This window comes from Galbitalea sp. SE-J8 (assembly GCF_030345695.1).
Classification (GTDB): domain Bacteria; phylum Actinomycetota; class Actinomycetes; order Actinomycetales; family Microbacteriaceae; genus JAUASV01.
Genome location: NZ_JAUASV010000003.1, coordinates 177,281 through 202,288 on the forward strand (window position 1 = coordinate 177,281; position 25,008 = coordinate 202,288).

Annotated in this window: 20 protein-coding genes; 10 read left to right on the forward strand and 10 right to left on the reverse strand. The window is 73.2% G+C overall.

Going from position 1 to position 25,008, the window contains the following annotated elements; genetic code table 11:
* Positions 1 to 99: 99 nt before the first annotated feature.
* Positions 100 to 1,056, forward strand: a complete 957-nt coding sequence (locus QT381_RS03805; RefSeq protein ID WP_289247404.1) for a PDR/VanB family oxidoreductase — start codon at positions 100 to 102, stop codon at positions 1,054 to 1,056.
* Positions 1,057 to 1,311: 255 nt separating this feature from the next.
* Here QT381_RS03805 and QT381_RS03810 read toward each other — a convergent pair whose 3' ends face one another.
* Positions 1,312 to 2,643 (reverse strand): amidohydrolase family protein, encoded by a 1,332-nt coding sequence (locus QT381_RS03810; protein ID WP_289247405.1) that lies wholly within the window; start codon positions 2,641 to 2,643, stop codon positions 1,312 to 1,314.
* A 130-nt stretch (positions 2,644 to 2,773) separates the two neighbouring features.
* Positions 2,774 to 2,941: a hypothetical protein gene (locus QT381_RS03815; RefSeq protein ID WP_289247406.1), complete on the reverse strand. Its 168-nt coding sequence runs from the start codon at positions 2,939 to 2,941 to the stop codon at positions 2,774 to 2,776.
* Positions 2,942 to 3,038: 97 nt separating this feature from the next.
* On the opposite strand from QT381_RS03815, the gene QT381_RS03820 reads away from it, so the two are divergent.
* The 3 genes from QT381_RS03820 (at position 3,039) to QT381_RS03830 (ending at position 6,194) form a co-directional block, all read left to right on the forward strand.
* Entirely contained in the window at positions 3,039 to 4,031 is a 993-nt protein-coding gene (locus QT381_RS03820) for an XdhC family protein (RefSeq protein WP_289247407.1), read from the forward strand.
* Positions 4,032 to 4,179: 148 nt separating this feature from the next.
* Positions 4,180 to 5,538, forward strand: coding sequence for an 8-oxoguanine deaminase (locus QT381_RS03825; RefSeq protein WP_289247408.1), 1,359 nt, complete (start codon positions 4,180 to 4,182; stop codon positions 5,536 to 5,538).
* 188 nt (positions 5,539 to 5,726) lie between these two features.
* A complete protein-coding gene (locus QT381_RS03830) occupies positions 5,727 to 6,194 on the forward strand; it encodes a nucleoside deaminase (RefSeq protein ID WP_289247409.1) in 468 nt (155 codons plus the stop codon).
* Positions 6,195 to 6,246: 52 nt separating this feature from the next.
* On the opposite strand, the gene QT381_RS03835 is transcribed toward QT381_RS03830, so the two are convergent.
* Together QT381_RS03835 and QT381_RS03840 are read right to left on the reverse strand one after the other, a co-directional pair.
* Positions 6,247 to 8,991, reverse strand: a complete 2,745-nt coding sequence (locus QT381_RS03835; protein ID WP_289247410.1) for a molybdopterin-dependent oxidoreductase — start codon at positions 8,989 to 8,991, stop codon at positions 6,247 to 6,249.
* Positions 8,988 to 9,830, reverse strand: coding sequence for an FAD binding domain-containing protein (locus QT381_RS03840; protein WP_289247411.1), 843 nt, complete (start codon positions 9,828 to 9,830; stop codon positions 8,988 to 8,990). Before QT381_RS03840 ends, QT381_RS03835 begins: the two co-directional genes overlap by 4 nt.
* A 69-nt stretch (positions 9,831 to 9,899) precedes the next feature.
* On the opposite strand from QT381_RS03840, the gene QT381_RS03845 reads away from it, so the two are divergent.
* A complete protein-coding gene (locus QT381_RS03845; RefSeq protein ID WP_289247412.1) occupies positions 9,900 to 10,280 on the forward strand; it encodes a hypothetical protein in 381 nt (126 codons plus the stop codon).
* A gap of 130 nt (positions 10,281 to 10,410) precedes the next feature.
* On the opposite strand, the gene QT381_RS03850 is transcribed toward QT381_RS03845, so the two are convergent.
* A complete protein-coding gene (locus QT381_RS03850; protein WP_289247413.1) occupies positions 10,411 to 11,511 on the reverse strand; it encodes a DNA glycosylase AlkZ-like family protein in 1,101 nt (366 codons plus the stop codon).
* Positions 11,512 to 11,594: 83 nt separating this feature from the next.
* On the opposite strand from QT381_RS03850, the gene QT381_RS03855 reads away from it, so the two are divergent.
* The 3 genes from QT381_RS03855 to QT381_RS03865 all read left to right on the forward strand — a co-directional run bounded on the left by QT381_RS03855 (position 11,595) and on the right by QT381_RS03865 (position 15,709).
* Complete coding sequence (locus QT381_RS03855; RefSeq protein ID WP_289247414.1) at positions 11,595 to 12,188, forward strand: sigma-70 family RNA polymerase sigma factor; 594 nt, start codon at positions 11,595 to 11,597, stop codon at positions 12,186 to 12,188.
* A complete protein-coding gene (locus QT381_RS03860) occupies positions 12,185 to 14,410 on the forward strand; it encodes a DUF4232 domain-containing protein (protein WP_289247415.1) in 2,226 nt (741 codons plus the stop codon). Before QT381_RS03855 ends, QT381_RS03860 begins: the two co-directional genes overlap by 4 nt.
* Before the next feature lie 159 nt (positions 14,411 to 14,569).
* On the forward strand, positions 14,570 to 15,709 hold the full coding sequence (locus tag QT381_RS03865; protein WP_289247416.1) for a mannitol-1-phosphate 5-dehydrogenase: 1,140 nt from the start codon (positions 14,570 to 14,572) through the stop codon (positions 15,707 to 15,709).
* 31 nt (positions 15,710 to 15,740) lie between these two features.
* On the opposite strand, the gene QT381_RS03870 is transcribed toward QT381_RS03865, so the two are convergent.
* Genes QT381_RS03870 through QT381_RS03885 form a run of 4 tightly spaced genes read right to left on the reverse strand, consistent with a single transcriptional unit; the run spans position 15,741 to position 19,911 of the window.
* Positions 15,741 to 16,757, reverse strand: coding sequence for a glycoside hydrolase family 43 protein (locus QT381_RS03870; RefSeq protein ID WP_289247417.1), 1,017 nt, complete (start codon positions 16,755 to 16,757; stop codon positions 15,741 to 15,743).
* Complete coding sequence (locus tag QT381_RS03875; protein WP_289247418.1) at positions 16,757 to 17,665, reverse strand: carbohydrate ABC transporter permease; 909 nt, start codon at positions 17,663 to 17,665, stop codon at positions 16,757 to 16,759. Before QT381_RS03875 ends, QT381_RS03870 begins: the two co-directional genes overlap by 1 nt.
* A gap of 10 nt (positions 17,666 to 17,675) precedes the next feature.
* The gene (locus QT381_RS03880; protein WP_502877426.1) at positions 17,676 to 18,638 is read right to left on the reverse strand and encodes a carbohydrate ABC transporter permease; all 963 of its coding nucleotides are present in this window, start codon (positions 18,636 to 18,638) and stop codon (positions 17,676 to 17,678) included.
* Entirely contained in the window at positions 18,598 to 19,911 is a 1,314-nt protein-coding gene (locus tag QT381_RS03885) for an ABC transporter substrate-binding protein (protein WP_289247420.1), read from the reverse strand. The genes QT381_RS03880 and QT381_RS03885 overlap by 41 nt, the downstream gene beginning before the upstream one ends.
* Before the next feature lie 171 nt (positions 19,912 to 20,082).
* Between QT381_RS03885 and QT381_RS03890 the strand changes: the two genes are divergently transcribed.
* Together QT381_RS03890 and QT381_RS03895 are read left to right on the forward strand one after the other, a co-directional pair.
* Positions 20,083 to 21,096: a LacI family DNA-binding transcriptional regulator gene (locus tag QT381_RS03890; protein ID WP_289247421.1), complete on the forward strand. Its 1,014-nt coding sequence runs from the start codon at positions 20,083 to 20,085 to the stop codon at positions 21,094 to 21,096.
* Between the two features lie 57 nt (positions 21,097 to 21,153).
* The gene (locus tag QT381_RS03895) at positions 21,154 to 22,986 is read left to right on the forward strand and encodes a glycoside hydrolase family 2 protein (RefSeq protein ID WP_289247422.1); all 1,833 of its coding nucleotides are present in this window, start codon (positions 21,154 to 21,156) and stop codon (positions 22,984 to 22,986) included.
* 195 nt (positions 22,987 to 23,181) lie between these two features.
* On the opposite strand, the gene QT381_RS03900 is transcribed toward QT381_RS03895, so the two are convergent.
* Positions 23,182 to 24,846 carry a sensor histidine kinase gene (locus tag QT381_RS03900; protein ID WP_289247423.1) on the reverse strand — a complete coding sequence of 555 codons (1,665 nt, stop codon included), beginning with the start codon at positions 24,844 to 24,846 and terminating at the stop codon, positions 23,182 to 23,184.
* Between the last annotated feature and the right edge of the window lie 162 nt (positions 24,847 to 25,008).

A 25,008-nucleotide genomic window follows, 5' to 3' on the forward strand; every position in this document is an offset into this window, starting at 1 on the left:
GGGCGACGCTTCGCGCCGCGCGCTCCTCGACCGGCGGGGGCGAGACCGCCGTTCCGCGCCATCACGCCGTGCCGTCACGAGGGGGGAGGCCCGCCGGTCATGAGCTCCGCCGCACCCGAGCGCCGCGTGCGCGTCGCCGCCGTCGTTCCGCTCACCGCCGACGTCGTGCAGGTCGATCTGGTCTCCGACCTGCGCGCGCTGCCGCCCGCGACGCCCGGCTCGCACATCGACGTGCGGATGGCGGACGGCGTCGAGCGCCAGTACTCCCTGCTCGCCGCGCCGCCGGGCGTGTGGCGCATCGCGGTGCTGCGCGAGAGCGCCGGGCGGGGCGGCTCCGAATGGATGCACACCGCGGTCGCCGCGGGCGACGAGCTGCGCATCCGCGGCGCGCGCAACCTGTTCGCGTTCGCGCCCGCGGCATCCGTGCCCGTGGTGTTCCTCGCGGCCGGGATCGGCATCACGCCGATCACGTCGATGATCGCGGATGCCGTCGCGCGCGGCCTGGACTGGTCGCTGCACTACTCGGGCTCGACCCGGTCGCGCATGGCCCTCGTCGACGCGCTCGCCGCGGCGCATCCGGACCGCGTGACCGCGCACGTCTCCGACGAGGGCACGCGTCTGGACCTCGCGGCGCTGGCCGCCACGCTGCCGACGGATGCCGCGGTCTACGCGTGCGGGCCGGCGCACTACCTCGACGCGGTCGAGTCCGCGCTCGCGCCCGTCGTCGGGCCGGACGGCGTGCACGTCGAGCGCTTCGAGGCGAAGGACCTCACGCCGCCCGTCTACCCGTACCCGTTCGAGGTCGAGCTCGCGCTCACCGGGGTGACGGTGGAGGTGCCGCCGGAACGGTCGATCCTCGAGGTCGCCGAGGAGGCGGGGGCGTTCGTGCTCTCCAGCTGCCGCGAGGGAACCTGCGGCACGTGCGAGACGGAGGTCATCGAGGGCGAGGTCGACCACCGCGACTCGATCCTCACGCCCGCAGAGCAGGCGGAGAACCGGGTGATGTACGTGTGCGTCTCGCGCGCGGCCTGCCCGCGGCTCGTGCTCGACCTGTAGGTCGAGGCGTCCCACGATCTACCCCTCGTTGGTCGGGGTGCTGCGGTCTCGCCTCCGCTGGTCGAGGAGCGCGCGGCGCGAAGCGTCGCTCGCGTCTCGAGGCCACCACGGATCGTTCGGGGAACGGGTGGTTTCGAGACGCGTCCTCGCTTCGCTCGGGCGCTCCTCAACCAGCGGGGCCGCGCTCCTCAACCAGCGGGGGCGGCGCTCCTCGACCAGCGGGAAGGCGGGCGCCGCCGACCAGCGGGGAGCTCGTCAGCGGGCGAGCCGCGCGTTCAGCGACGCCACGAGCTCCCGCTCGTCGGCCGTCACGAGCGCGTAGTCCCGCACCACGACGCGTCCGCCGACGACCACGTGTCGCGGCCGGCGCCCGGGCGCCGCCCACAGCAGCCCCGCGACGGGGTCGGCGACGCCGGCATCCGCGACGCCGCTCACGTCCCAGACGCACGCGTCCGCCGCGGCACCCGGGCGCAGGTGACCGAGCTCCGGCCGCCCGAGCCCGGCCGCGCCGCCCGCGGTCGCCATCGAGAGCACGTCACGCGCGTCGAGCTGCGGGCCGGCCGTGCCGTCGGGCAGCACCGCGAGTCCCGAGACCTGCATCGCGAGCCGCGCGTCGGCGAGCAGGTGTCCCGCGTCGTTCGATCCGCCGCCGCTCGTGCCGAGGCCGAGCTCGACCCCCTCCGCACGCAACCGCGCGACGGGCGCGACGCCCCAGCCCATCGGCACGTCGCATCCGGGGGCGTGGGTGCCCGTGACGCCCGCGGCGGCGAGCCGGCCGATCTCGTCGTCGGTGACCCCGACGAGGTGCGCGATCGTGACGTCGGGAGCGAGCCAGCCCCAGTCCTCGAGCAGGTCGAGCGGACGCCGGCCGTACCGGTCGAGCGCGATCGCGACGTCGACCTGCTCGTTCGCCTGCGTGCGCCGGCGCAGGCCGAACGCCGCCGCGACCTCGCCGAGCCCGCGGAACGTCGCCTCGGCATCCGAGTGCACGCCCGCGGGACCGACGGCGAGCTGCAGCATCCCGTCGGCCGTGACCCCGCGGGTCAGCGCGAACGACTCCGCGATGGCGGTGGCGCTCGCCGCGACCCGGGCCGGGTCCTCCCGCGCCGAGCCGCGCACGAGAGCGAGCCGGCCGCCGACGGATGCCGCGGCATCCGCGATCGCGTGCGCGACGTCGACGGTGTCCTCGACCGGCGAGCCGTGGTCCCAGTTGAGCATGTGGTCGGCGACGGTCGTGACGCCCGAGAGCAGCCCCTCGGCGACGCCGACGGATGCCGTGGCCGCCACGAGCGAGGCGTCGATGCCCGCGGCGCCGTACGCCGCCGCCATCGCGGGCAGCCAGTCGGCCATGGGCACGCCGCGCGTGCCGGGCAGGGTGCGGAACCCGGACTGCAGCAGGTGGTGGTGGGCGTTGACGAGTCCGGGCGTGACGATGCATCCCGACGCGTCGAGCGTCTCGGCGGCCCCGCCCCCGCGCTCGCCCCCGCCCCGTGCCGGGTCGAGCACGGCGTCGCCGAGCAGCAGGTCGCCGCTCGTCTCGGTGTCGCGGTCGACGACGATCGCCTGGGCTCCCTCGATGCGCAGCATGCCCTCGGTCTAGCACCGCGATGTGTCGGCGCTGTTGCGCGGCCGGGCTGGCGGGCGCGGGCGGGCTGGCGGGGGCGCTGGCGCGGCCGGGCTGGCGGGGGCGCGGCCGGGCTGGCGGGCGCCGCTCGCGCTACTTCGCGCGCACGCGGCTCACCGCATCCGTCGAGGCGACGCGGTCCTTCGCGGCCTTCTTGTCGGCCTTCGCGGCGCGCTTCTCCTTGAGGGTCTTGTCGGGCGCCGTCTTCGTGCCCTTGCGTGCGGACTTCTCGCCCATGGTCATGCCTCCGTCGAGAGCCACGGTGACCCTGTGGGGCGAACCCTACGCGCTCGGGCCGCGCGTGGGTCCCGGCGCGGTGAGAAACACGGGCGAAACCGGAGCCTGGAAGCATGGCGGCATGTTCGAGATCGCGGCGGGGCTGCTCGACGCGCTCCGCAGGGGGGAGCGCGTCGCGGTCGCCACGGCGATCTCGATCGAGGGCAGCGCGCCGCGCACGCTCGGCACGAGCATGGCGCTCGCACGGGATGCCGCGGGCCGCGACCGCGTGATCGGCACCATCGCGGGCGGCTGCGTCGAGGGCGCGCTCGTCGGCGAGTGCCAGGCCGTGCTCGACGGGGAGCACGCGCGGACGGTCGACTACGGCATCAGCGACGACGACGCCCTCGCGGTCGGCCTGACCTGCGGCGGCGACATCCGGGTGCACGTGCAGCCGCTCGACGATGCGCTCGTCGCCCAGCTCGACGCGGGCGCCGTCGAGGTGTGCGGTTACGTCGACCGGCGTCCCGTGCGGCGGCGGATGATCATCCTCGGCTCGATGGACTTCTCCGCGGCCCTCGCGCGCGCCGCGAGCGCCGTCGGCTTCGCCGTCACGGTCGTCGACGCCCGCCCGCTGTTCGCGACGAGCGAGCGCTTCCCGACCGCGGAGGTCGTCGTCGAGTGGCCGACGGACTACCTCGCCCGACAGGTCCAGGCTCCGTCGGCGGTCGACTCTGGGCCGGCGGTCGACTCTGGGCCGGCGATCGACGAGCACACCGCGATCTGCGTGCTCAGCCACGACTGGCGCTTCGACGCGGAGAGCCTCGCGATCGCGCTCCGCAGCCCGGCCGGCTACGTTGGCGCGATGGGCAGCCGCACGACCGACGCCCGCCGCCGGGCGAGCCTCGCGGAGCGCGGGGTGACGGATGCGGAGCTCGCCCGCCTGCGCTCCCCGATCGGGCTGCGCATCGGCGCCTCCACGCCCGAGGAGACGGCCGTCTCGATCCTCGCGGAGGTCATCGCGGCCCGCACCGGCGCATCCGTCGCGGCGCTCGCGACGACGACCGGCACGATCCACGCGCGAGCGGATGCGGCATCCGTCCCCGCGTTGGAGCGCGCGGGCAGCCGCGCGTGAGTCGCCCGATCGCGGGACGTGCGCGCGTGCGCCGCCCGGGCGCGGGACGTGCGGGCGCCGGCAGCGCGCAGTCGACCCGGCCGCAGGCGAGCCCCACGCGCGTCGGCCGCGCCGGCGCGAGCCGCGCGCACCTGGGCGGTGCCCGGTCATGAGCCGTACCGTCATCGAGAACGCCGTCGTCGCGACCGTCGACCCGGTCGGCACGGAGCACGCGCGCGGCTGGGTCGCGATCGACGGCACCCGGATCGCCGGCGTCGGCTCGGGCGACGCGCCGCCCGAGCTCACGGCGGGCGCGACCCGCCTCGACGCGCGCGGGCACCTCGTCACGCCGGGACTCGTCAACACGCACCACCACCTCTACCAGTGGCTCACGCGCGGCTACGCGCAGGACAGCATCCTGTTCGACTGGCTCGTGGCGCTCTACCCGACCTGGGCGCGCATCGACGCGGACCTCGTGCGCGACGGCGCCGCGGGCGCGATGGCCGTGCTCGCGCGCAGCGGCTGCACGACGGTCGGCGATCACCACTACGTGTTCCCGCAGGGCTCGGGCGACATCCTCGGCGGCATCATCGCGGCGGCGACCGACATCGGCGTGCGCCTGCACGCGACGCGCGGCTCGATGGACCTCGGCGTATCGCAGGGCGGCCTGCCGCCGGACTTCGCGGTCGAGACGACGGATGCGGCGCTCACCGCATCCGCGGACGCCGTCGCCCGCTACCACGACCCCGGTTCCGACAGCATGGTGCGCGTCGCGATCGCGCCGTGCTCGCCGTTCAGCGTCACGACCGACCTGCTGCGCGAGGCCGCGGTGCTCGCGCGAGGGCTGGGCGTGCGACTGCACACGCACGGCTCCGAGACGGTCGAGGAGGCCGCGTTCACGCTCGAGCGCTTCGGGATGGGTCCGACGGACTACCTCGAGAGCGTCGGATGGCTCGGTCCGGACGTGTGGATGGCGCACTGCGTGCACCTCGACGACACCGACATCGCGCGGTTCGCCGCCGCGGGCACGGGCGTCGCGCACTGTCCGTCGTCGAACGCGCGCCTCGCCGCGGGCACGGCGCGCGTGCCCGCCCTGCTCGCGGCGGGCGTGCCGGTCGGGCTCGGGGTCGACGGCGCGGCGTCGAACGAGAGCGGCCAGCTCGGCACCGAGCTGCGCAACGCCGTGCTCATGAACCGGCTCGCGTGGGGCGCCTCGTCGATGACCGGTCGCGACGCGCTGCGGATCGGGACGATGGGCGGTGCGCGCGTGCTCGGCCGCGAGCGGGAGATCGGCTCGATCGAGCCCGGCAAGCTCGCGGACCTCGCCCTGTGGCGCATCGACGACGTCGAGCACGCGGGCATCGCCGATCCGATCGCCGCGCTCACCCTCGGCGGTCAGCCGCCGCTCGCGCGCCTGTGGGTGAACGGCGAGGTCGTGGTGCGCGACGGCGACCTCGCGCGCGCGGACCAGGACGACATCGCGCGCCGGGCGGCCACGGCATCCGCCGACCTCGCGGCCCGCGCCTGACCCCCGCCCGCACCCTCGTGTGTGCCCCGCGTCCCCGTGTGCGCCCCGCCCAACCCCGTGTGAGGACGTTCTGCGCGTGTGAGGACGGTCTGCGTCGTCCTCACACGCGCAGAACGTCCTCACACGCGTCACGGCCGGGCGGGGCGGGGCCGGGCGGGGCGGGGCGGACGGTGCCCCAGACTGGACGGATGACCGCCACCGAGGAGCTGCTGCGCCGGGCCATCGCGATCGCGACGAGCGCGCGCGGGCACGGAAACCATCCGTTCGGAGCGCTGCTGACGGATGCCGCGGGCGCCATCGCCTTCGAGGCCGAGAACACGGTCGTCACGGAGCATGACCCGACCGGTCACGCCGAGACGAACCTCGTGCGCAACGCCGCCCGCGCCCTCGGCGGCGACCTCAGCGGCTACACGCTCTACACGAGCACCGAGCCGTGCGCCATGTGCTCGGGAGCGATCTACTGGTCGGGCATCTCGCGCGTCGTGTTCGCTCTCTCGGAGGCCCAGCTCTACGCCCGCACCGGCGCGCACCCCGAGAACCCGACCCTGCAGCTGCCGAGCCGTGAGGTGTTCGCGCACGGGCAGCGCGAGATCCGGGTCGAGGGTCCGTTCATCGAGGACGAGGCCGCCGCGCCCCACAAGGGCTTCTGGGGCTGAGGGGACGCAATCCGTCGGAATAGCGCGGCCCATTCCGACCGGATGCGTCCCCTCACGACAGGCGGGAGCTCTGGGCGAGGCGCCAGAGGCGGTCGCGGGACATCGGCAGGGCGGTCGGGCGGACGCCGAGGGCATCCCGGATCGCGTTCGCGAGCGCCGGCGCGACCGGGTTGTACGGCGCCTCGCTCATCGACTTAGCGCCGAGCGGGCCGAGCTCGTCGTGGGTGTCGGCGAACAGCACCTCGGTGCGCGGTACGTCCGTGATCTTCGGCAGCCGGTAGTTGCGGAACGTGCCGTTCGTCACGACGCCGTTCTCGACGATCACCTCCTCGAACAGCGCGGTGCCGATCGCCTGGGCGGAGCCGCCCTCGATCTGCCCGCGCAGCTGCTCGGGGTTGAGCACGGTGCCGGCGTCGGCCGCCTGCACCGAGTGCAGGATGCGCACCTCTCCCGTGCCCGGGTTCACGGCGACCCGGAAGCCGTGCACGTTGAACGCGACCGAGCGCGGCGTGCCGTCGTGGCTCGCGGACGCGCTCACGCCGGCGTGCTGCTCGGCGGGCAGCGCGTCGAGCTTCGCGCGCAGGTCGAGGCACGCCGCGTACAGCGCGCGCCCGGCGACGACGACCCCCGCGGAGGCGAACGCTCCCGTGTCGTAGCGCGCGCCATCCGTGTCGGACTGCACGATCCGGATGCGGCCGGGCGTCGTCCGCAGCGCGGTCGCGGCGAGCTGCGTGTGCACCGTCGTCGTGCCGTTGCCGAACTCGGCGGTGCCCACCCGGATCTCGTACGCGTCGTCGCCGAGCGCGGTGACATCCGCGGTCGCGATGTGCCCGCGGGGCGGCAGCGTCGCGATCATCGCGAGCGCCATGCCCTCGCCGATCCGCCACCCGCCGTCGCCCGGCGAGCCCTCTTCACCGGTCGAGCCCTCTTCGCTTGGCGAGCCGCCGCCGGTCGAGCCCCGGTCGCCGGGCGAGCGTGCCGAGACCGCGGGACGTGCGGGTCCCGGCCGGCTCGACCAGCGGTGCTGATCGCGCGAGTCCGCGAGCGAGCGCTCGACGAGGTCGAGGCACTGGTCGAGGCCGTACGACCCGTAGATCAGGTCGTTCTCCTCGTGCGGGTCGGTGACGATCATCGGATCGCCCGGGACGACGACGTTGCGTCGCCGCAGCTCGAACGGGTCGATGCCGAGCCGCAGCGCGAGCTCGTCCATCGCGCCCTCGATCGCGAAGATCACCTGGCCGAGCCCGTAGCCGCGGAAGGCGCCCGACGGCGGGTTGTTCGTGTAGACGCTCTCGGCGTCGACGCGCTTGTTCGGGCACCGGTACACCGAGATGCTCTCGCTCACCGAGTGGTACATGACGCCGATGCCGTGGTTGCCGTAGGCGCCCGTGTCCATCAGCTGGTCGATGTGCATCGCGGTGAGCGCGCCGTCCGCGGTCGCGCCGAGCGTCACGCGCACCCGCATCGGGTGCCGAACGGATGCGCGCACGAACTCGTCCTCGCGGCTGAACTCGTACTGCACGGCGCGTCCCGTGGCGAGCACCGCGAGCGTCACGAGGTCCTCGGTGAAGATCTCCTGCTTGCCGCCGAAGCCGCCGCCGACACGCTTCGTGAACACGCGCACCCGCTCGGGGTCGAGGTCGAAGATGTGCGCGATCTCGTCGCGCACGAGGTACGGCACCTGTGAGCTCGTGCGGAGCACGAGGCGGCCGTCGTCGTCGAGCCAACCGCGCGTCGCGTGCGTCTCGAGGGCGGCGTGGCTCACGCGGGAGGTCGTCCACTCGCCCTCGACCACCGCATCCGCCGCCGCGAGTCCGGCCGCGAGGTCGCCCGCCTCGCCGTGCAGCTCGGCGAGCACGTTGCGCTGCGCCTCGGCGATGCGGTTGTTCAGGCTCTTCTCGCCGTGCACGAGCGGTGCGCGCCCGGTGCGCGCCTCGTCCGGGTCGAAGACCGCGTCGAGCACCTCGTAGTCGACGCGGATGAGCGCGGTCGCCTCGGTCGCGAGCCGCGCGCTCTCGGCGACGACGGCCGCGACCCGCTGCCCGCGGAACCGCACGACGTCGTCGAGCACGAGGGTGTCGTCGGGGTCGTCGGTGCGGTGCTCGTGCCGCGCGGTCGAATAGAGCGTCGCGGGGGAGTCCTCGTGCGTGAGCACCGCGACGACGCCCGGCAGGGCGAGCGCGGCGCTCGCGTCGATGGAGCGGATGCGCGCGTGCGCGTGCGGGGACGGCAGCACCGCGAGGTGCAGCAGTCCGGTCGCCGGACGCGGGGTGTCGAGCGTGTACTCCTCGCTCCCCGTGACGACGCGCATCGCGGCGGGCGGTCGCACGGCATCCCCGGCGCCGCCGTCGGCTGTGACGTTCGCGACGCCCTCGATCGCGTCGCGGATGCTGCGGTAGCCCGTGCACCGGCACAGGCTGCCCTTGAGGTGGCGCTCGAGCTCGGCGGGGTCGGCGCGCACCTCCTCGGACAGCGTCGAGACGGTGACGACGTGACCGGGCGTGCAGAACCCGCACTGGAAGCCCGCGGCATCCGCGAACGCCTGCTGCACCGGATGCGGCGCCTCGACCGTGCCGAGACCGGCGGCCGTCGTCACGGTGCGTCCGTCGACGCGGTGCGCCGGGTAGATGCACGAGTGCACGGGCTCGCCGTCGACGATGACGCTGCACGCGCCGCAGTCGCCCGCGTCGCAGCCCTTCTTGACGCTGAACACGTCGTGCTCGCGCAGCAGGGTGCGCAGCACCTGGCCGGGCTTCGGATCGACCTCGAGCTCGTGGCCGTCGACGGTGATCCTCACGAGCCGGCCCCCAGCTCGTCGCGCAGCTCGACCGCGAAGCGACGGGTCATCGCCTCCCGCCAGTCGGCGGCGCCGTGAGCGTCGGAGTACCAGTCGTCGACGCCGTCGAGCGCCGCGGTGAGCTCCGCGTCGCCCGGCACGCCGGGCCAGCGGAACACCCACGGCCGCGCGGTCGCCGCCGTCACGGACAGCACGAACTCGCTCTCGTCTCCTGAGCTCGCTCCGCTGCTCCCTGAGCCCGTCGATGGGCCCAGGCGCGCGATCGACACCGCCCCCGACCGGCCGAGGTCCGACAGCGCGATCTTGCGGAACGCGGTGCGCCCGTCGAGCGCGGCCCGAGGAAAACGGATGCTGCGCAGCACCTCGTCGGGCGCGAGGTCGAGATCGCGCGGCCCGCGCACGAAGTCCGCGGCGAGCACCGTGCGGTCGCCGTCGGCGCCCCACAGCAGCAGCTCCGCGTCGAGCGCCGTCGTCAGGGAGACCATCGCGCTCGCCGGCACGCCGAAGCACAGGTTGCCGCCGATCGTGCCGACGTTCCAGACCTTGAAGCTCGCGAGCAGCGCCTCCACGGCCTGACCGAACAGCGGCGCGGCGGCCCACTCCCGCGATCGCAGACCGTGCACGGTCGCGAGCCGGCAGGTCGCGGCGAGGGTGAGTGCGGCATCCGTCTCCTCGACCTCGGGCCAGCCGAGGCTCGTCAGGTCGACGATCGTGTCGAAGCCCGACTGCGGCTCGGAGTACAGCCAGGTGCCCCCGCCGATCACCCGGTCGCCGGACGCGAGGGCGATCTCCGCGCGGTCGCGCGGGGTGCGGATCGTGGTGACTCCGACGAGGTCCATGCATCCAGAGTGAACCGCACGGATGTGTCGTGCGCGTAACGCGCAGCAGAGCCCTCATACCGTTCAATCGTGGAAATCGAGCGTTCGATCGATGGCAGCATCCTGCCTACGGTGACCTGGCCGAAATTCGTCGTTCGCTTCTGGGCGCACGCAGGAAGGGCTCAATGGTCGCCGCAGCCGACTGCATGGAACTCCGATGTATTCGACGTGCGCGACGCTCGCGACCTTGCGGAGGTTGCGGCCTGGGCCGCCGCTGACGGGACGCTGTACGAGATCTTCGTCGAAAGCGGCGGGAGTTCTGGGGCCGACGAGACGGAATGGTGTCGACTGAGCGGATTCGACCCCACCCTTCCCCTCAACGCCCGTGTCTCTGACTTCGTGTCGGACGCCGACAGAGTGGCCCAGGTGCTTCAAGCGCGAGCGCGATCCGGATATTCGCATCCGGAGTAGAAGGTGTCGCGGCTGTGACGAGCGCCGAAACCGGCGGCTTCAGACCCCAGCTACATAGTCAGTGACCGAGAGCCTCTTACGGTTGCCACGCTGACTCGCGGTGCTCGCGGCTCCTCGACCAGGGCGGAGGTCAGGGCAGCAGCAGCTCGAGACCGAGCCAGGCGGCGAGCGCCGCGATCTGCGCGTCGACGCGGGCGCGCCGGGCGTCGTCGAACGGCGCGTCCTCGTGCACGGCGTTCACGGTGAGGGTGCCCCGCCGGCGGTCGGCCGCCGCGTCGAGCTTGCCCACGAGGCGGTCGCCGTCGAGGATCGGCAGCGCGAAATAGCCCCAGCGGCGCTTCGCGGCCGGCTTGTACATCTCGAGCGCGTAGTCGAAGTCGAACAGCCGCAGCATCCGTTCGCGGTCGGAGCAGAACGCGTCGAGCGGGCTGAGCAGCACGGTGCGCGGCTCGAATGCGCCGGCGCGGACGGTCGCGAGCGCCTCGGGGTCGACGCGCCAGTCGCCGTCGAGCCCGGTCACGTGCGCCGCGACACCGACGCTCGTCATGTCGTCGCGGCCGATCGGGGCGTCGACGTCGCGGGCTCGTGCGAGGCCGCGGGCGGCGAGGCGGCGCTCGTTGCGCATCCGTGCCGCTTCGTCGCGCGAGTAGGCCGGCAGGTCGGCGGGGTAGACCCGCTCGGCGAGGTCCCACCGGCGGGTGCGGCCGTCGCGGCCGGCGATCGCGAGCTCGCCCGAGGTGTGCAGCAGGTCGAGCATCTTGACGACGTTCTTGTCGTTCGTCCACCCGCTCGACGGCCACGGGACCGCGCTCGTGTCGGGGATGTCGGTCGCGACGAGCGGACCCTCGGCACGGATGCGGTCGAGCACGTCGCGCCGGAAGCCCGCGTTCGCCGCGAGCCAGCTCCGCGGGCCCCGGTACGCGCTGCCGGCGCGCAGCTCGGGCAGCCAGATCGCCAGGTCGTCCATCGGGCGCACCCAGCCGTCGAGCTCGACGAGCACCCGGTCGTCGAGCGCGCGGCGCAGCTGGTCGGGCTCGAACGCGGCGCCGAGGCGGTCGTAGAGGATGAGGTCCGCGCTCGGCGCGACGGCCGCGGTCAGGTCGATGCGGACGGCGCCGAGGCGGTCGACGGTCTCGACGAGGCCGTCGGGTCGCGGGGCGCTGAGCAGTTGGGCGAGGACCGCGACCCGTCGGGCCTCCTCGAGCGTGAGGTGCTCGGCCGGGGCGCTCATGCGGCGAGCGTAACCGCCGCATCCGACGCGGTCGGCAACAATCCGCACCCCGGCTCGCGTATAACTCGGGAGAGGGAGGGCGGATGGCGCAGTGGACTGCCGATGCGCGCTACACGCGCGTCGTCGGAGACCACGCGGAGTCGCTGCTCCACCTCGCCTACCTCGTGACCGGAAACCGGGGGGATGCGGAGGACGCCGTGCAGAACGCCATCATCGCCGTCGCGCCGCGCTGGCACGGACTGCGGGACGCGACCGCGCTCGCCTACCTGCGGCGGGCGGTCACGAACGCGGCGATCGACACCGTGCGCCGGCGCCGCGAGCACCCGACGGATGCCGTGCCCGAGCGCGCGGTCGACGACGCGGGCCTGCTGCGCTACGAGGACGACGAGCGCTTCTTCGCGCACCTGCGGGCCCTGCCCGAGGGCCAGCGCGCGGTGCTCGTGCTGCGCTACCACGCCGACCTCGGCGATCGCGAGATCGCGAGGACGCTCGGCATCACCCCCGTGACGGTGCGCACGCAGGCGCACCGCGCGCTCGCTTCGCTGCGCGCGACCTGGCCCACGGGTGCCGCGGCCGAGCCGCCGACGCCGGCCGCGGCCGAGCGGTCGACGCCGGTCGCATCCGAGTCGACGCGCCCCGGCACCGCTGCCGACGCATCGGACGGGACCGACCGATGAGCCGCGAGCACCCGACGCCGGAGGAGTGGCTCGCCCGCACCCGCGAGCCCGCACGGTGGCACCCCTCGGGCCGCGATGTGCGTCGATCGACGCAGGTGGACGCCCCGGATGCGCCGATCGACGCACATCGCCGCAGCAACGCGAGGCGACGTGCGGCCAACGTCGCCCTCGCCGGCGTCGTCGCCGTGGCCGTCGTCGCGATCGTCGTGTTCGTTCCCGGAGTGCGCGAGGCGATGCACCCGTCGGCACCCGCACCGACCAGTACCGCACCGACGGCGCTCATCGACCAGTGGTCGGGCCTGCCCTACGGCGCCGACGGCAAGGCACTGTACAACGGCGACTCGAACGACGAGGGGGTCGTCGGCATCGCCGCGTATCGGGAGGCCGACGGCACGACCCTCGAGATCATGGTGCTCACCGGCGACTGCGGCGCCGTCGACGACCTCGACATCGGTGGGTTCGGCACAGCGGCCAACGGCAGCCGAACTCTCACGATCACACCCCTCGCCGAGCCGTCCTCGGACGCCTGCTCGGCAGTCGGACGATTCGTTATCTTCCGCGTGAGGACCGAGTACCCGGTCGATGCCGTGCGCGTGCTCGGCGACGCGTACGACCGCACCCACCCCGGCGACGACCAGACGGTGCCCGTGCTCACGGATGTCGTCGTGCCGCTCTGCCGCGCCGACCAGCTCTCGCAGGCGGACACGGGGTGGATGTCCACGCCGGCCGGAGTGTCTGCCGTGGCGGTGGTCAACGCGTCGAGTGAAACGTGCGCTCTTCCCGTCGCAGCGCAGGTCACGGTGACGGATGCGGCGGGCGCGGCGACAACGCTGACCACGGCCTCGGATGCCCCGACGGGCATCCTCGACGACGCCCTGGTCCTCGAACCAGGGGGCGGCGCCCTGACCACGATCGCGTACGCGCTCGATGCGCCGTGCGCGGAGGCGCGCCGCGCGCAGTCCGCCTCCCTGTCCGTCCAGGCGCGCGGTGACGCCTCGGGCACGATCGCGACGGTGCGCCCCCTCGGAATGTGCGCCCCCTCCGGCCACAGCGGAGTGTGGGGTGCCTTCTCTCCCGATGTCCCGAGCCCGACGGCGTCCACGGGCGAGGTCGACGTGTTCGCGCATCGGTGGGCTGGGCTCCCGCTCCGCGCCGATGGCACGTCGGTCGGCCTGACGATCGAGGCGGCTCCCGTCGCGTACTGGGGGCAGGACCGCTCGTCGATCTCCATCGCGTCGCGGGGAGGGTGCGCCGGACAGCCCGCGACCCTCGCACGCGACGGAGATCAGCTGGTCATCGAACGGAAGGCGACCGAGTCGTCGGCAACGTGCCCGCTCTCGCTCGCGCCCACGACCACCACCGTGTCAGTGCCCTCGGATCTCGGTGCAGGGGTGTCCGCTGTCACCCTGGTGGATGAGCTCGGCCAGTCCGACACCATCCGCGTTGACGACACGACGACGGTCGTGCCGCGGTGCGCGGCCGACGCCCTCCGACTCGCCACGCAGAGCGTCTCGACGAGTCAGGGCGAACGGGCGGACCTCGCGGTGACGAACATCGGCGCACAGCCCTGCATCCTCGAGGGGCTAGCTTCGGTGGCGGTCGCGTCGGTCACGATCCAGTCGATGCACCCGAGTCGCCCACTCGTGCTCCCGTCGGGCGGTGTGGCGTACGCTCAACTCGCTCTCGCGAACGTCGCGATCGACTGCGTGGGCGCCCGCCTCACCCTTCGACTCCCCGGTTCGATCGCCGGCGACGGCGACACCGAGAGCGTGACGGCGGGCGGCGACGCCGAGTTCTGCGCGGAGCAGACGGATGCCGACACGCTCACCGCGTTCGGCAGCACGCCGACCGTCGACGCGGCCCCCGACGTCACCCGCATCGACGACACCGAGATCGCGGATGCCGGCCTGCGGTCGAGCGTGCTGAACGGCAGGCCGCTGGCGCTCGTCGACGGAGTTCGGCTGGAGCTCGTGATGGCGGGGTCCGCCGGATGCCCGAGCGAGATCGCGGAATGGTGGCGCGACGGCGACGACCTCGTCGTGCAGACGTCGTTCGAGCAGAAGATGCCGGCCTGTCACGGCCCGTTCGCGCTGTCCACGTCGTACGTGGAGCTGCCGTTCGAGCTGCCCGAGGGCGCGAGCGTGACCGTGCGGTCGGACACCGACGGCAGCGAGGCATCCGCTCTCGTCCGCCGCGACATCGGCGTCGTCCCGCCCGGCTGAAGCCACGGCAGGGCGCTGAGCCGCCGCCCCCGCCGCCGAGCTGCCCACGCTGGGCACTCGCCAGCGCGCGCGAGCCATCGACGTGGGCAACTCGCGAACCAGCGGGGCGTCTGCACGATGCGCGCATCCGTTGCACCCGATCCGCGCCACAATGAACGCATGAGCTCGACAGCGGTGCACTTCGGTGCGGGAAACATCGGCCGGGGGTTCGTCGCCCAGTTCCTCCACGCGAGCGGCTACGAGGTCGTGTTCGCCGACGTCAGCGAGGAGCTCATCGGCGCCCTGCAGGCCCAGCCCAGCTACGAGGTGATCGAGGTCGGTGACGGCGCCCGCACGCACGTCGTCGACGGATACCGCGCCATCAACTCGCGCACGCACGAGGACGACGTGGTGGCCGCGATCGCCGCCGCGGATGTCGTCACGACCGCGGTGGGCGCGCGCATCCTGCCGTTCGTCGCGCCCGTCATCGCGCGCGGGCTCGCGCTGCGCGCCGCGGATGCCGCCCCCCTCGTCGTGATCGCGTGCGAGAACGCGATCGGCGGCACCGACCTGCTGCGCGACGCCGTCGCTCAGCACGGCTCCCTCGACGGCGCGGTGTTCGCGAACTGCGCGATCGACCGCATCGTGCCCGAGCAGCACGGCGGGCTCGACGTGACGATCGAGTCGTTCCACGAATGGGTGGTCGACCGGCGCCCGTTCGAGGCGGCGGGGGTGCCGACGCCCGACATCCACGGCATCACCTGGGTCGACGACCTCGAGCCGTTCATCGAGCGCAAGCTCTTCACCGTCAACACCGGGCACGCGGCGGCGGCCTACCACGGCATCGACCGCGGCTGGACGTCGATCCGCGAGGCGCTCGCCTCGCCGGAGCTGCAGGCCGAGGTGCGCGCCGTGCTCGCCGAGACGAAGACGCTCATCGTCGAGAAGCACGGCTTCACCGACGAGGAGCAGCAGGCCTACATCGAGAAGACCCTCAAGCGCATCTCGAACCCGGCGCTGCCCGACACGTGCGAGCGCGTCGGGCGCTCGCCGCTGCGCAAGCTCAGCCGTCACGAGCGGTTCATCGCGCCCGCCGCGGAGCTCGTCGAGCGGGGTCAGACCGCGTGGGACCTGCTGAACGCCGTCGGCGCCGCGCTGCGCTTCGACGTGCCGGCGGATGCGGAGAGCGTCGAGTTGCAGGCGCTGCTCGCGAGCGGCCGGCCCGCCGCCGAGCTCGTGCCGGAGATCACCGGGATCGAGCCGTCGCATCCGCTGTTCCCGCACCTCGTCGAGGTCGTCGAGCTGCGCCTGTCCCGCTGACGCCTGGCAGCTGACGCGTGCCCGCCGGCGGTCAGCCCGTCGCGACGGACGGCACCCCGTCGTTCCAGCGCAGCGGCGCGACGTGCATGCCGCGGTACAGGTACAGCTCGTCCCAGGAGTGGAACGCGATGACGTCGCCGTCGTCGGTGGCGACCACGTCCTGCCCGCCCGGACCGAGGTAACGGCCGCCGGACCGATCCGTCGAGAAGAACGGTCCGTCGGCCTTCGCGTACGGCCCGGTGAGGGCATCCGCGGTCGCGTAGCCCATCGCGTAGCTGTCGTCGGCATAGTTCGCCGCCGAGTAGAACAGCACGTAGCGGCCGTCGTGGCGCACGAGCGTCGGGGCCTCGACGAGGTCGTGCTCCCACGGCTGGTCCTGGCGGATGAGGCGCACCGGGTCGCCGGAGAGCGCGAGCCCGTCGTCGCTCACCCGCTGCAGCTGCAGCCAGGTGTCCGCCCCGATGCTGTTGCCGTCGTTCTTGAACAGCAGCCAGCGCGAGCCGTCCGCGTCGACGAAGCTCGCCGGGTCGATCGCGCCGCCGTCGTCGACCGGGCAGACGAGCGGTCCGTCGCCGGCCGGCAGGAACGGCCCGCCCGGATCGGTGGCGGTCGCGACGCCGATGCACTGCGTTCCCTCTGCGGTCGCCGCGGCCGTGAAGTACATGACGAAGCGCCCGTCCGGCAGCGCGCTCACGTCGGGCGCCCAGGTCTTGCCGGACGACGCCCAGGAGGGCAGGTCGGGAAGCGCATCGACGGCCGACACCTCCCACTCGGACAGGTCGGCCGAGGTCGCCGCGCGCACGTTCACCCCCGGCCCGTTCGTCGCGTACGCCCACCAGAGGTCGCCGACGCGCACGAGGTCGGGGTCGGGGAAGTCCTCGTCGATCGCGAACGGGGCGAGCGCCGCATCCGCCGGGCTCGACGGCCCGGTCGCGTCACGGGGATCCGCGGGGCCGGACGCGCATCCGCCCAGCGCGCCGCCGGCGATCGCGGCGGCGGCGCCGACGGATGCCGCGACGACGCGTCCGCGCCGAACCGGGCGCGCCATCAGCCCTTGATCCCCGCGTTCGCGACCGACTCGACGATCTGACGCTGCGCGAGCGTGAACAGCACGAGCACGGGAACGGATGCGATGACCGCGCCCGCCATGATGATCCCGTAGTGCGTCTGGTAGCTGCCCTCGAGCGTCGAGAGGCCGGGCTGGAGCGTCTGCACCTCGGGACTCAGCAGCACGTACACCGGCCAGATGAAGTCGTTCCAGTTCGTCAGGAAGGTGAGCACCGCGAGGGTCGCGAGCGCCGGACGGGCGAGCGGCAGCACGATCCGCAGGAAGATGCGCACGTCCCCGGCGCCGTCGACGCGCGCCGCCTCCTCGATGTCGCCCGGCAGCGAGACGAAGAACTGGCGCAGGAAGAACACGCCGAACGCGCCGGCCGAGCCGGGCACGATGACCGCCCACAGGGTGTCGAGCCAGCCGAGCCGGTCGATGATGAGGTAGTTCGGCACCAGGAAGACGACGCCCGGCACGAGCAGCGTCGCGATGAGGGCGCCGAAGACGATCCGGCGGCCCGGGAACTCGAGGCGCGCGAGCGCGTACGCGGCCATCGAGGCCGTCACGAGCACGATCGCGGTCTGCGAGGCCGCGGCGATCAGGCTGTTCGCGAACCAGCGCAGGATCGGCGCGGCGCCGCCGAGGAGTGTCCGGTACGCGTCGGTCGTCCACGGATCGGGGATCGGCACCGCGGGACGCGTGACCGTGTCGAAGTCGGTGCGGAACGAGGTCAGCAGCATCCAGAGCAGGGGCACGACGATGGCCGCGGCGATGATGACGAGCGCCACGTAGACCACGAGGTCGGGGAGCGCTCGCGCGAACGACCGTCGGTGGCGGGGCGGGCGGGCGGCGGCATCCGCGGGGCCGTCGGCCACGGGAGCGGGGCGGTCGAGGGTGGAGGTCATCGCGCCGGTCTCATCTCGTCGTGTCGCGCTGGAGGCGGAAATTGAGCACGCTCACGCCCGCAAGGATGATGAAGAGGATGTAGCTCATGGCCGCCGCGGCGCCCATGTTCCCCTGGCCGAGACCCTGGTCGGCGATGTACATGATCGCCGTGCGGGTCTCGGTGCCGGGCGCGCCGCGGGTGATGAGGAACGACTGGCCGAACATGTTCGCGCTCGCGAGCAGGGTCGTCGTCGTGACGAACGTCATCACCGGCCGCAGCCCGGGCAGCGTCACGCTGCGGAACGATCGCCAGGCGCCGGCGCCGTCGAGGGCGGCCGCCTCGTAGAGGTCGGCGCTGATGCCCTTGAGACCGGCGAGCAGGATGACGGTGTTCAGCCCGAGCGTCCACCAGACGGTGATGCCGACGAGCGAGACCCAGGCCCAGGGCACCTGCACGGTCCACGGGATGTCCGCGCCGAGCAGGGCGTTGACGGCGCCGAGCTGCGGGTCGAGCAGGAAGCGCCAGAGCACGCTGATCACGGCGACGCCGAGCACGTACGGCGCGAAGAAGATGCCGCGGAACACGCCGCCGGCCCGCACCCTGCGATTCAGCAGCAGCGCGATGCCGAGCGGGATGACGAGCAGGCACGGCACGCTGAGCACCACGAACAGGCCGGTCGCCCGCATGCTCTCCCAGAAGTCGTCGGCGTACAGGCCGTCGGGCGAGAACAGGTCGATGAAGTTCTTCAGCCCGACGAACGGATGCAGCGGCAGCAGCTCGTTCCAGGTGTGCAGGCTGATCCACAGTCCGGAGACCGCGGGCGTCACGACGAACGCCAGGAACAGCACGAGGAACGGCGCGAGGAACAGGTAGGCGGTCAGGGTGCGCCGACCGCGGGGCGCCCGCCCGCGGGGCCGGACGGCCCCGCGGGCGGACAGGGTGACGACGGTGTCAGCCACCGTAGGTGGCCGCGTTCTGCTGCAGGATGGCATCCGCCTTCTTGGCGGCGTCATCCAGCGCATCCTGCGGGGACTTCTTGCCGAGCACCGCCTCGTTGACGGCCGTCGTGATCTCGGCCACCGCGGTGGTGATTCCGGGCGCGACCGTCTCGTAGTGCGCGTAGTCGAGCTCGTCGAGGAACACCTTCAGCTCCGGGTGCGCCGTGAGCAGCGCCGGGTCCTCGCGGATCGAGTTCTGCGCCGGCAGCTCGCCGGTGTCGGCCCAGCCGAGCGAGTTGTCGTTCATCCACTTGACGAACGCCGCCGCGGCGGCCGACTTGTTCGGGTCCTGGCCCTTGTTGGCCGGGAACACCCAGTGCGTCGAGCTCGACCAGACCGCCTGCTGCGTGCCGATCTGCGGCACCGCGACGGCCTGGTGGTCGACGCTCTGCAGTGCCTCGTTCGTGGTCTGCCAGACGCCGTTCCAATTGAACGCCGTCTTGCCGCCGACGAGCGCGTTGAAATTGCCGTCCTGCGCCACGTTGGCCGGGCTGTAGCCCTTGTCGACGAGGTCGCGCATCCAGGTCAGCGCCTGCACGCCCGCCTTCGAGTTGAACGTCGCCTTCGACACGTCGTCGTTGAACAGGTCGCCGCCGAACTGCCAGAGCAGCGACTCGAACTCGAACGTGCCGGTGAACACGAAGCCGTCCACCCATTCGCCCTGCACGCCGGCCTTCTTGAGGGCATCGAGCGCGGCGGTGTAGCTTGCGGCATCCGTCGGCAGGTCGGTCGTGCTCAGGCCGGCCGATTCGAGCACGTCGTTGTTGACGTAGAGCCCGAGGGGCGTGACGCTCCACGGCACGCCGTACTGCACGCCCTTGTACTGCGCGTTGTCGAGCAGGCCGCCCGGGAAGTCGTCGGCGCTGTAGCCGAGGTTCTTCACGACGTCGCCGGCGTCGAGCAGCAGACCCTGGGCGCCGTAGGTGGCGATGTCATCGCCGTGCAGCACGGCGACGTCGGGGCCCTTTCCCGACTTGATCGCGAGCGGCATCTTCGAGGCGATGTCCGCCCACTCGATGGCCTGCTCCTTGACGGTGATGGTGGGGTGCTCGTCGTTGAACTTCTTGACGAGCTGGGGAACGATCGTGGGCGCGGCGCCGCCGGTCCACCCGTTCCAGAACGTGATCGTGACATCGGGACCGGAGTAGTCGGCCCCCGCATCGACCGAGCCCGTCGAGGGGGCGTCGGACGAGGAGCACGCGGCGATGCTCGCTCCGAGTCCCACGATCGCGACGGCGGCGATGATGCCGCGCAGCGGTCTCTTCATGGATTGCTCTCCTTTGAGTGCCCGCCGGGGTGCACGCCCGCGACGCGGACATCCGGCTGTGGGGTTGCCAGCAATGTACAGCGCTGTAAATTGGCGGTCAAGGTCGGAGCGACGCGACCGTGTGCTCGCTGGATACGATGATCTCGGCTCCGCTCGGCGAAAGGGGCACCGATGCCGCGAGTGCGATTGGAAGACGTCGCGCGGGTCGCGGGCGTCTCGATGAAGACCGTCTCGAACGTCGTGCGCGACTACCCGCACGTGAGCGCGGCGACCCGGCAGCGGGTGGAGAGCGCGATCGCGGCGCTCGGCTACCGGCCGAACATCTCGGCCCGCCAGCTCGCCACCGGGCGCACCGGCATGATCGCCCTCGCGTTCAGCGACGTGAGCCTGCCGTACTTCGCCGAGCTTGCCCGCGTCGTGGCGCACGCCGCGGGGGAGCGCGGCTTCCGCGTGCTGCTCGAGCAGACCGACGCCGACCTCGACCGGGAGCGCCAGATCCTGTCCGCGCGCGAGGCGGGGCTCGTCGACGGGCTGCTCTTCCAGCCCGCACGGATGTCGTCGGCCGAGATCGCGGAGCACCGGCAGGACCTGCCCCTCGTGCTGCTCGGCGAGGAGTCCGCGCCGATCACGGTCGACCGGGTGATGATCGACAATCCGGCCGCCGCGGCCGAGGCCACCCGGCATCTGCTCGCGCTCGGCCGGCGCCGGCTCGGATTCGTCGGGCACGAGGTGAGCGGGCTGTCGCGCACGTCGACGCTGCGCCTGGCCGGCTTCCAGTCCGCGCTCGAGGGGGCCGGGCTGGCCGTCGACCCCGCACTGCTCGTCGCGACCGACGAGATCAGCGCCCGCAGCGCTGCACAGGCGGTCGGGGCGGCGCTCGCGTCGGGGGTGCGCGTCGACGGGTTCGTCTGCCGCGACGACCTGGCCGCGATCGGCACCGTGCGGGCGGTGCACGAGGCCGGCCTGCGCGTTCCGCACGACATCGCGATCACGGGCTGGGACGACATCTCGCTCGCGTCGATGACGCACCCGTCCATCACGAGCGTGGCGCCCGACGTGCGCGCGCTCGTCGAGACGGCCCTCGACCTGCTCGCGGATCGGCTCGGCGGGTTCGACGGGCTCGGCCGCCACCAGCTCATCGGTCACCGGCTGGTCGTGCGCGAGAGCGCGCCGGCCGTCGCCTGAGGGCGGGGAGCCGCGATCGGATTTACAGCGCTGGAATTTTCCCGCACACTGGTGCGCATGGAATTCCTCGTCGCCGACGACGTGCCCGTCGCATCCGTGCTCGCTCGGGCGTCGGCTCAGGACGGCCGGTACCCCCGGCCGCAGCTCGTGCGCCCCGACTGGGCCGACCTCGGCGGACGATGGGGGTTCCGCGACGACCCCGACGACGTCGGGCGGCGCGACGGCTGGCACCGCGGTTGGGCGGACGCCGAGGGCGGCGCGATCATCGTGCCCTTCCCGCCCGAGTCGCCCGCGTCGGGCATCGGAGACGCCGGATTCCACCCGGTCGTCTGGTACCAGCGCGTGATCGAGCCCGGGGAGCGCGCGGCGGCCGGGTCGGGCGAGCGACTGCTGCTGCACTTCGGGGCCGTCGACTACCGGGCCGACGTCTGGATCGGCGGCATCCACGTCCGGTCGCACGAGGGCGGGCACGTGCCGTTCTCGATCGACATCACGGATGCGGCGGGCGGTGACAGCGCCCTCGTCGTCGTGCGGGTCGAGGACGACCCGGCCGACGTCGCGCAGCCGCGCGGCAAGCAGGACTGGGAGCTCGACCAGCACGTGATCTGGTACGACCGCACGACGGGCATCTGGCAGCCGGTGTGGCTGGAGAGCGTCGCCGCGACCTCGGTCGCGCACCTCGCCTGGACGGTCGACCTGATCGGTGCCGCGGTGCGAGCCGACATCGAGCTCACCGTTGCCCCGCGTCTCCCCGGCGCCGTGCTGCGGGTCGAGCTCGAGCTCGACGGCGTCGCCCTCGGTTCCGCCCAGGTGCCGGTCGAGGGGCCCCGCGTCTCGCTGAGCGTGCCGGTCGCGCGGCTGCGCAACGGGCAGGACCTCGAGCCGCTGCTCTGGAGTCCCGCGCACCCGCACCTCGTCGACGCCCGCGTGAGCGTGAGCGAGGACGGACGGACGACGGATGCGGTCGCGTCGTACCTCGGCATCCGTTCGGTGAGCGTCGAGGGCGCCGACGTCGTGCTCAACGGCCGGCCGACGCCGATGCGCGGCGTGCTCGAGCAGGGCTTCTGGCCGCGGTCGCACCTCGCGGCGCCGAGTGCCGAGGCGCTGCGCGAGGAGGTCGAGCTCATCCTCGCGCTCGGCTTCACGTTCGCGCGGATCCACCAGAAGCTCGAGGATCCGCGCTTCCTGTACTGGGCCGACCGGCTCGGGCTCATGGTCTGGGAGGAGATGCCGAGCGCCTACGAGTTCTCCCCGGTCGCGATCGCGCGCACCACCGCCGAGTGGACGGCCGCAGTTCGGCGCGACTCGTCGCACCCGAGCATCGTCGCGTGGGTGCCCGTCAACGAGAGCTGGGGGGTGCAGCAGATCGCGAGCGTCCCCGCCCAGCGCGCCTACGCGCGCGGACTCGCCGACCTCACCCGCGCGCTCGATCCGTCGCGGCCCGTGATCAGCAACGACGGCTGGGAGCACGTCGGCTCCGACCTGCTCACGATCCACGACTACGAGCCCGACGGCGCGATCATGGCCGAGCGCTATGCCGACGAGGGGGCCGTCGCGGCTCTCGTCGAGGGCCGCGGTCCGGCGGGCCGCATCCTCTGGCTCGACCGCGGCACGCCCGTGCCGGCCTGCGTGCTGCTCACCGAGTTCGGCGGGGTCAAGTTCGCCGCCGCAGACGCGGGCGGCGCGTGGGGCTACTCGACCGCGGTCGATGCGGACGACTTCGAGAGCCGGCTGCGGGCCCTCATCGGCGCGGTGCGCTCGGCACGTGGGCTCGCCGGATTCTGCTACACACAGCTCACCGACACCGGGCTCGAGGTGAACGGTCTGCTGACCGAGGATCGGCTGCCCAAGCTCCCGATCGAGACGCTCCGCGCGATCATCGCCGGCTGACGGCCGAGCGCGGCCGGCTGGTCCGTCGAGTCGCGGAACGGGTCGGCTGGTCGGTTGTGCTGGTCGGTTGTGCTGCTGGTTGGTTGTGCTGTTGGTCGGTTGTGCTGTTGGTTGGTTGCGCTGTTGGATGGTTGTGCTGCTGGTCGGTTGTGCTGCTGGTCGGTTGTGCTGCTGGTCGGTTGCCTGCCTCGTCGGTCAGGCGCGGCGCAGGCGCACGGTCATGACCGTGCCGACGCCGACCTCGGAGGTCGCGGTGAGCGAGCCGCCGAGCGCCTCGACGATGCCGTGGGCGATCGCGAGGCCGAGGCCCGAGCCCGCGACGCGCGAGGAGCCGGCGTTCGAGGCGCGGTAGAACCGCTCGAAGACGTGCGGGAGGTCGGCCGCGGGGATGCCGATTCCGGTGTCGCGCACGACGACCTCGACGAGCTCGGGATCGACGCCGCCCGACGCGACGACCGTCACGCGCCCGCCGGCGGGCGTGTACTTCACGGCGTTCTCGATCACGGTCGTGAGTGCGTGTCCGAGGCGCACCGGGTCGGCGATCGCGGCCGGCGCGGGGGTGGAGGCGGGCGCCAGCTCGAGGGTCACGCCGCGCTGCTCGGCGGCGGGACGCAGATCGTCGACGACGCGCGCGACGACCGCCGCGGCATCCGTGGGCACCGGTGCGATCTCGAGCGCCCCGGAGTCGAGCCGGGAGAGCACGAGCATCTCCTCGATGATCTCCGTGAGGCGTCGCGCGCTGTGCTCGACGGAGCCGAGCATCTCATCCGTCTCCGGGGTGATCGGACCGGCTCCGCCGTCGCGCACCACCTCGGTGAAGCCGACGATCGACGTGAGCGGGGTGCGCAGCTCGTGGGTGAGCGTCGCCGTGAGCTCGCTGCGGGCCTCGTCGAGCCGGCGGAGCTCGGCGAGCGCGCGCTGCTCGACGGCGAGCATGCGTCCGAGCGTGATCTGGCGGAACACGATCGGCACCGTCGCGAGCGCGACGGTGAGCGCGGCGAGCACCACGGCGGGCAGGATGACGCGCGTCTGTGAGGCCCAGAGCAGCACTCCGAGTGCGGCGAGCACGCCGAGCCCGGGCGTGACGAGGCCGAGCGCGGCGGTGCGCCGGCGGGCGAGGTGCGCGGCGGATGTCGCGGCGCCCGGGCGCACCGCCCACCACGCCATGAGGGCGAGGCCGACGACCCAGCCGGCGTCGATGGGGGAGCCGGCCGCGTAGCTGTCGGACTCGCCGAGCAACAGGTAGCTGACGTCGCTCCAGACGAACACGGCGATGCCGGCGACCAGCCAACAGGCGCGACGCGAGCCGGCCACGGCCGGCGCGCTCGCGTAGCCGGCGATGATCGCGACGAGCACGACGTCGAGCGCGGGGTAGGCGATGCCGAGCGCCGTCTCGACGGATGGCGCGGCCGCTGCGGCCTCGTCGAGCACCGGCTGAACGATGACGAGCAGCACGCTCGCCGCACCGAGGCTCGCGACGGCGCCGTTGAGGGCCAGGGATGCGACCACCCGGCGCGAACCGGGCGCGAACGCGACGACGATCGCCGCGATGAGCAGAGCGTAGAACGCGAGGTACGGCAGGTCGGACGGTGCGGGCGACGGCGCGTATCCGCTCGGGCCCATGATGCCGACGTAGATCGAGTCGCCGACGGCCCACGCGATCGCTGCGAGCGCCGCGAGCACCATGGTCGCGCGGCCCTCGCGACGTGAGACGGCGACGGTCGCGATGACGAGCGCGGGCGACCACGTCGGCGCGAGGCGCAGCCCGACGTTCACGACCGAGTCGAGCTCGGGCACCGCGCCCACGATCGCGAGGCCGACGAGGTAGACCGCGTTGCTCAGCAGCACGAGCCCGAACACGACGAGCGGTGCGAGCCGGCGGATGCGGGCCCGGATGCTCGGTGCGGCCGGCGCGGCGGACGATGGCGCGGACGGTGCTGACGGTGCGGACGGTGCTGACGGCGCGGCGGACGATGGCGCGGACGGTGCTGACGGTGCTGACGGCGCGGCGGTGGGGGGCGC

What these genes read in the sequence shown, in the direction of transcription:
- QT381_RS03805 (WP_289247404.1), top strand. Translation starts at nt 100, where the DNA reads ATGAGCTCCGCCGCACCCGAGCGCCGCGTGCGCGTCGCCGCCGTCGTT.
- QT381_RS03810 (WP_289247405.1), bottom strand. Translation starts at nt 2,643, where the DNA reads ATGCTGCGCATCGAGGGAGCCCAGGCGATCGTCGTCGACCGCGACACC.
- QT381_RS03820 (WP_289247407.1), top strand. Translation starts at nt 3,039, where the DNA reads ATGTTCGAGATCGCGGCGGGGCTGCTCGACGCGCTCCGCAGGGGGGAG.
- QT381_RS03825 (WP_289247408.1), top strand. Translation starts at nt 4,180, where the DNA reads ATGAGCCGTACCGTCATCGAGAACGCCGTCGTCGCGACCGTCGACCCG.
- QT381_RS03830 (WP_289247409.1), top strand. Translation starts at nt 5,727, where the DNA reads ATGACCGCCACCGAGGAGCTGCTGCGCCGGGCCATCGCGATCGCGACG.
- QT381_RS03840 (WP_289247411.1), bottom strand. Translation starts at nt 9,830, where the DNA reads ATGGACCTCGTCGGAGTCACCACGATCCGCACCCCGCGCGACCGCGCG.
- QT381_RS03850 (WP_289247413.1), bottom strand. Translation starts at nt 11,511, where the DNA reads ATGAGCGCCCCGGCCGAGCACCTCACGCTCGAGGAGGCCCGACGGGTC.
- QT381_RS03855 (WP_289247414.1), top strand. Translation starts at nt 11,595, where the DNA reads ATGGCGCAGTGGACTGCCGATGCGCGCTACACGCGCGTCGTCGGAGAC.
- QT381_RS03860 (WP_289247415.1), top strand. Translation starts at nt 12,185, where the DNA reads ATGAGCCGCGAGCACCCGACGCCGGAGGAGTGGCTCGCCCGCACCCGC.
- QT381_RS03865 (WP_289247416.1), top strand. Translation starts at nt 14,570, where the DNA reads ATGAGCTCGACAGCGGTGCACTTCGGTGCGGGAAACATCGGCCGGGGG.
- QT381_RS03870 (WP_289247417.1), bottom strand. Translation starts at nt 16,757, where the DNA reads ATGGCGCGCCCGGTTCGGCGCGGACGCGTCGTCGCGGCATCCGTCGGC.
- QT381_RS03875 (WP_289247418.1), bottom strand. Translation starts at nt 17,665, where the DNA reads ATGACCTCCACCCTCGACCGCCCCGCTCCCGTGGCCGACGGCCCCGCG.
- QT381_RS03880 (WP_502877426.1), bottom strand. Translation starts at nt 18,638, where the DNA reads ATGCCATCCTGCAGCAGAACGCGGCCACCTACGGTGGCTGACACCGTC.
- QT381_RS03885 (WP_289247420.1), bottom strand. Translation starts at nt 19,911, where the DNA reads ATGAAGAGACCGCTGCGCGGCATCATCGCCGCCGTCGCGATCGTGGGA.
- QT381_RS03890 (WP_289247421.1), top strand. Translation starts at nt 20,083, where the DNA reads ATGCCGCGAGTGCGATTGGAAGACGTCGCGCGGGTCGCGGGCGTCTCG.
- QT381_RS03895 (WP_289247422.1), top strand. Translation starts at nt 21,154, where the DNA reads ATGGAATTCCTCGTCGCCGACGACGTGCCCGTCGCATCCGTGCTCGCT.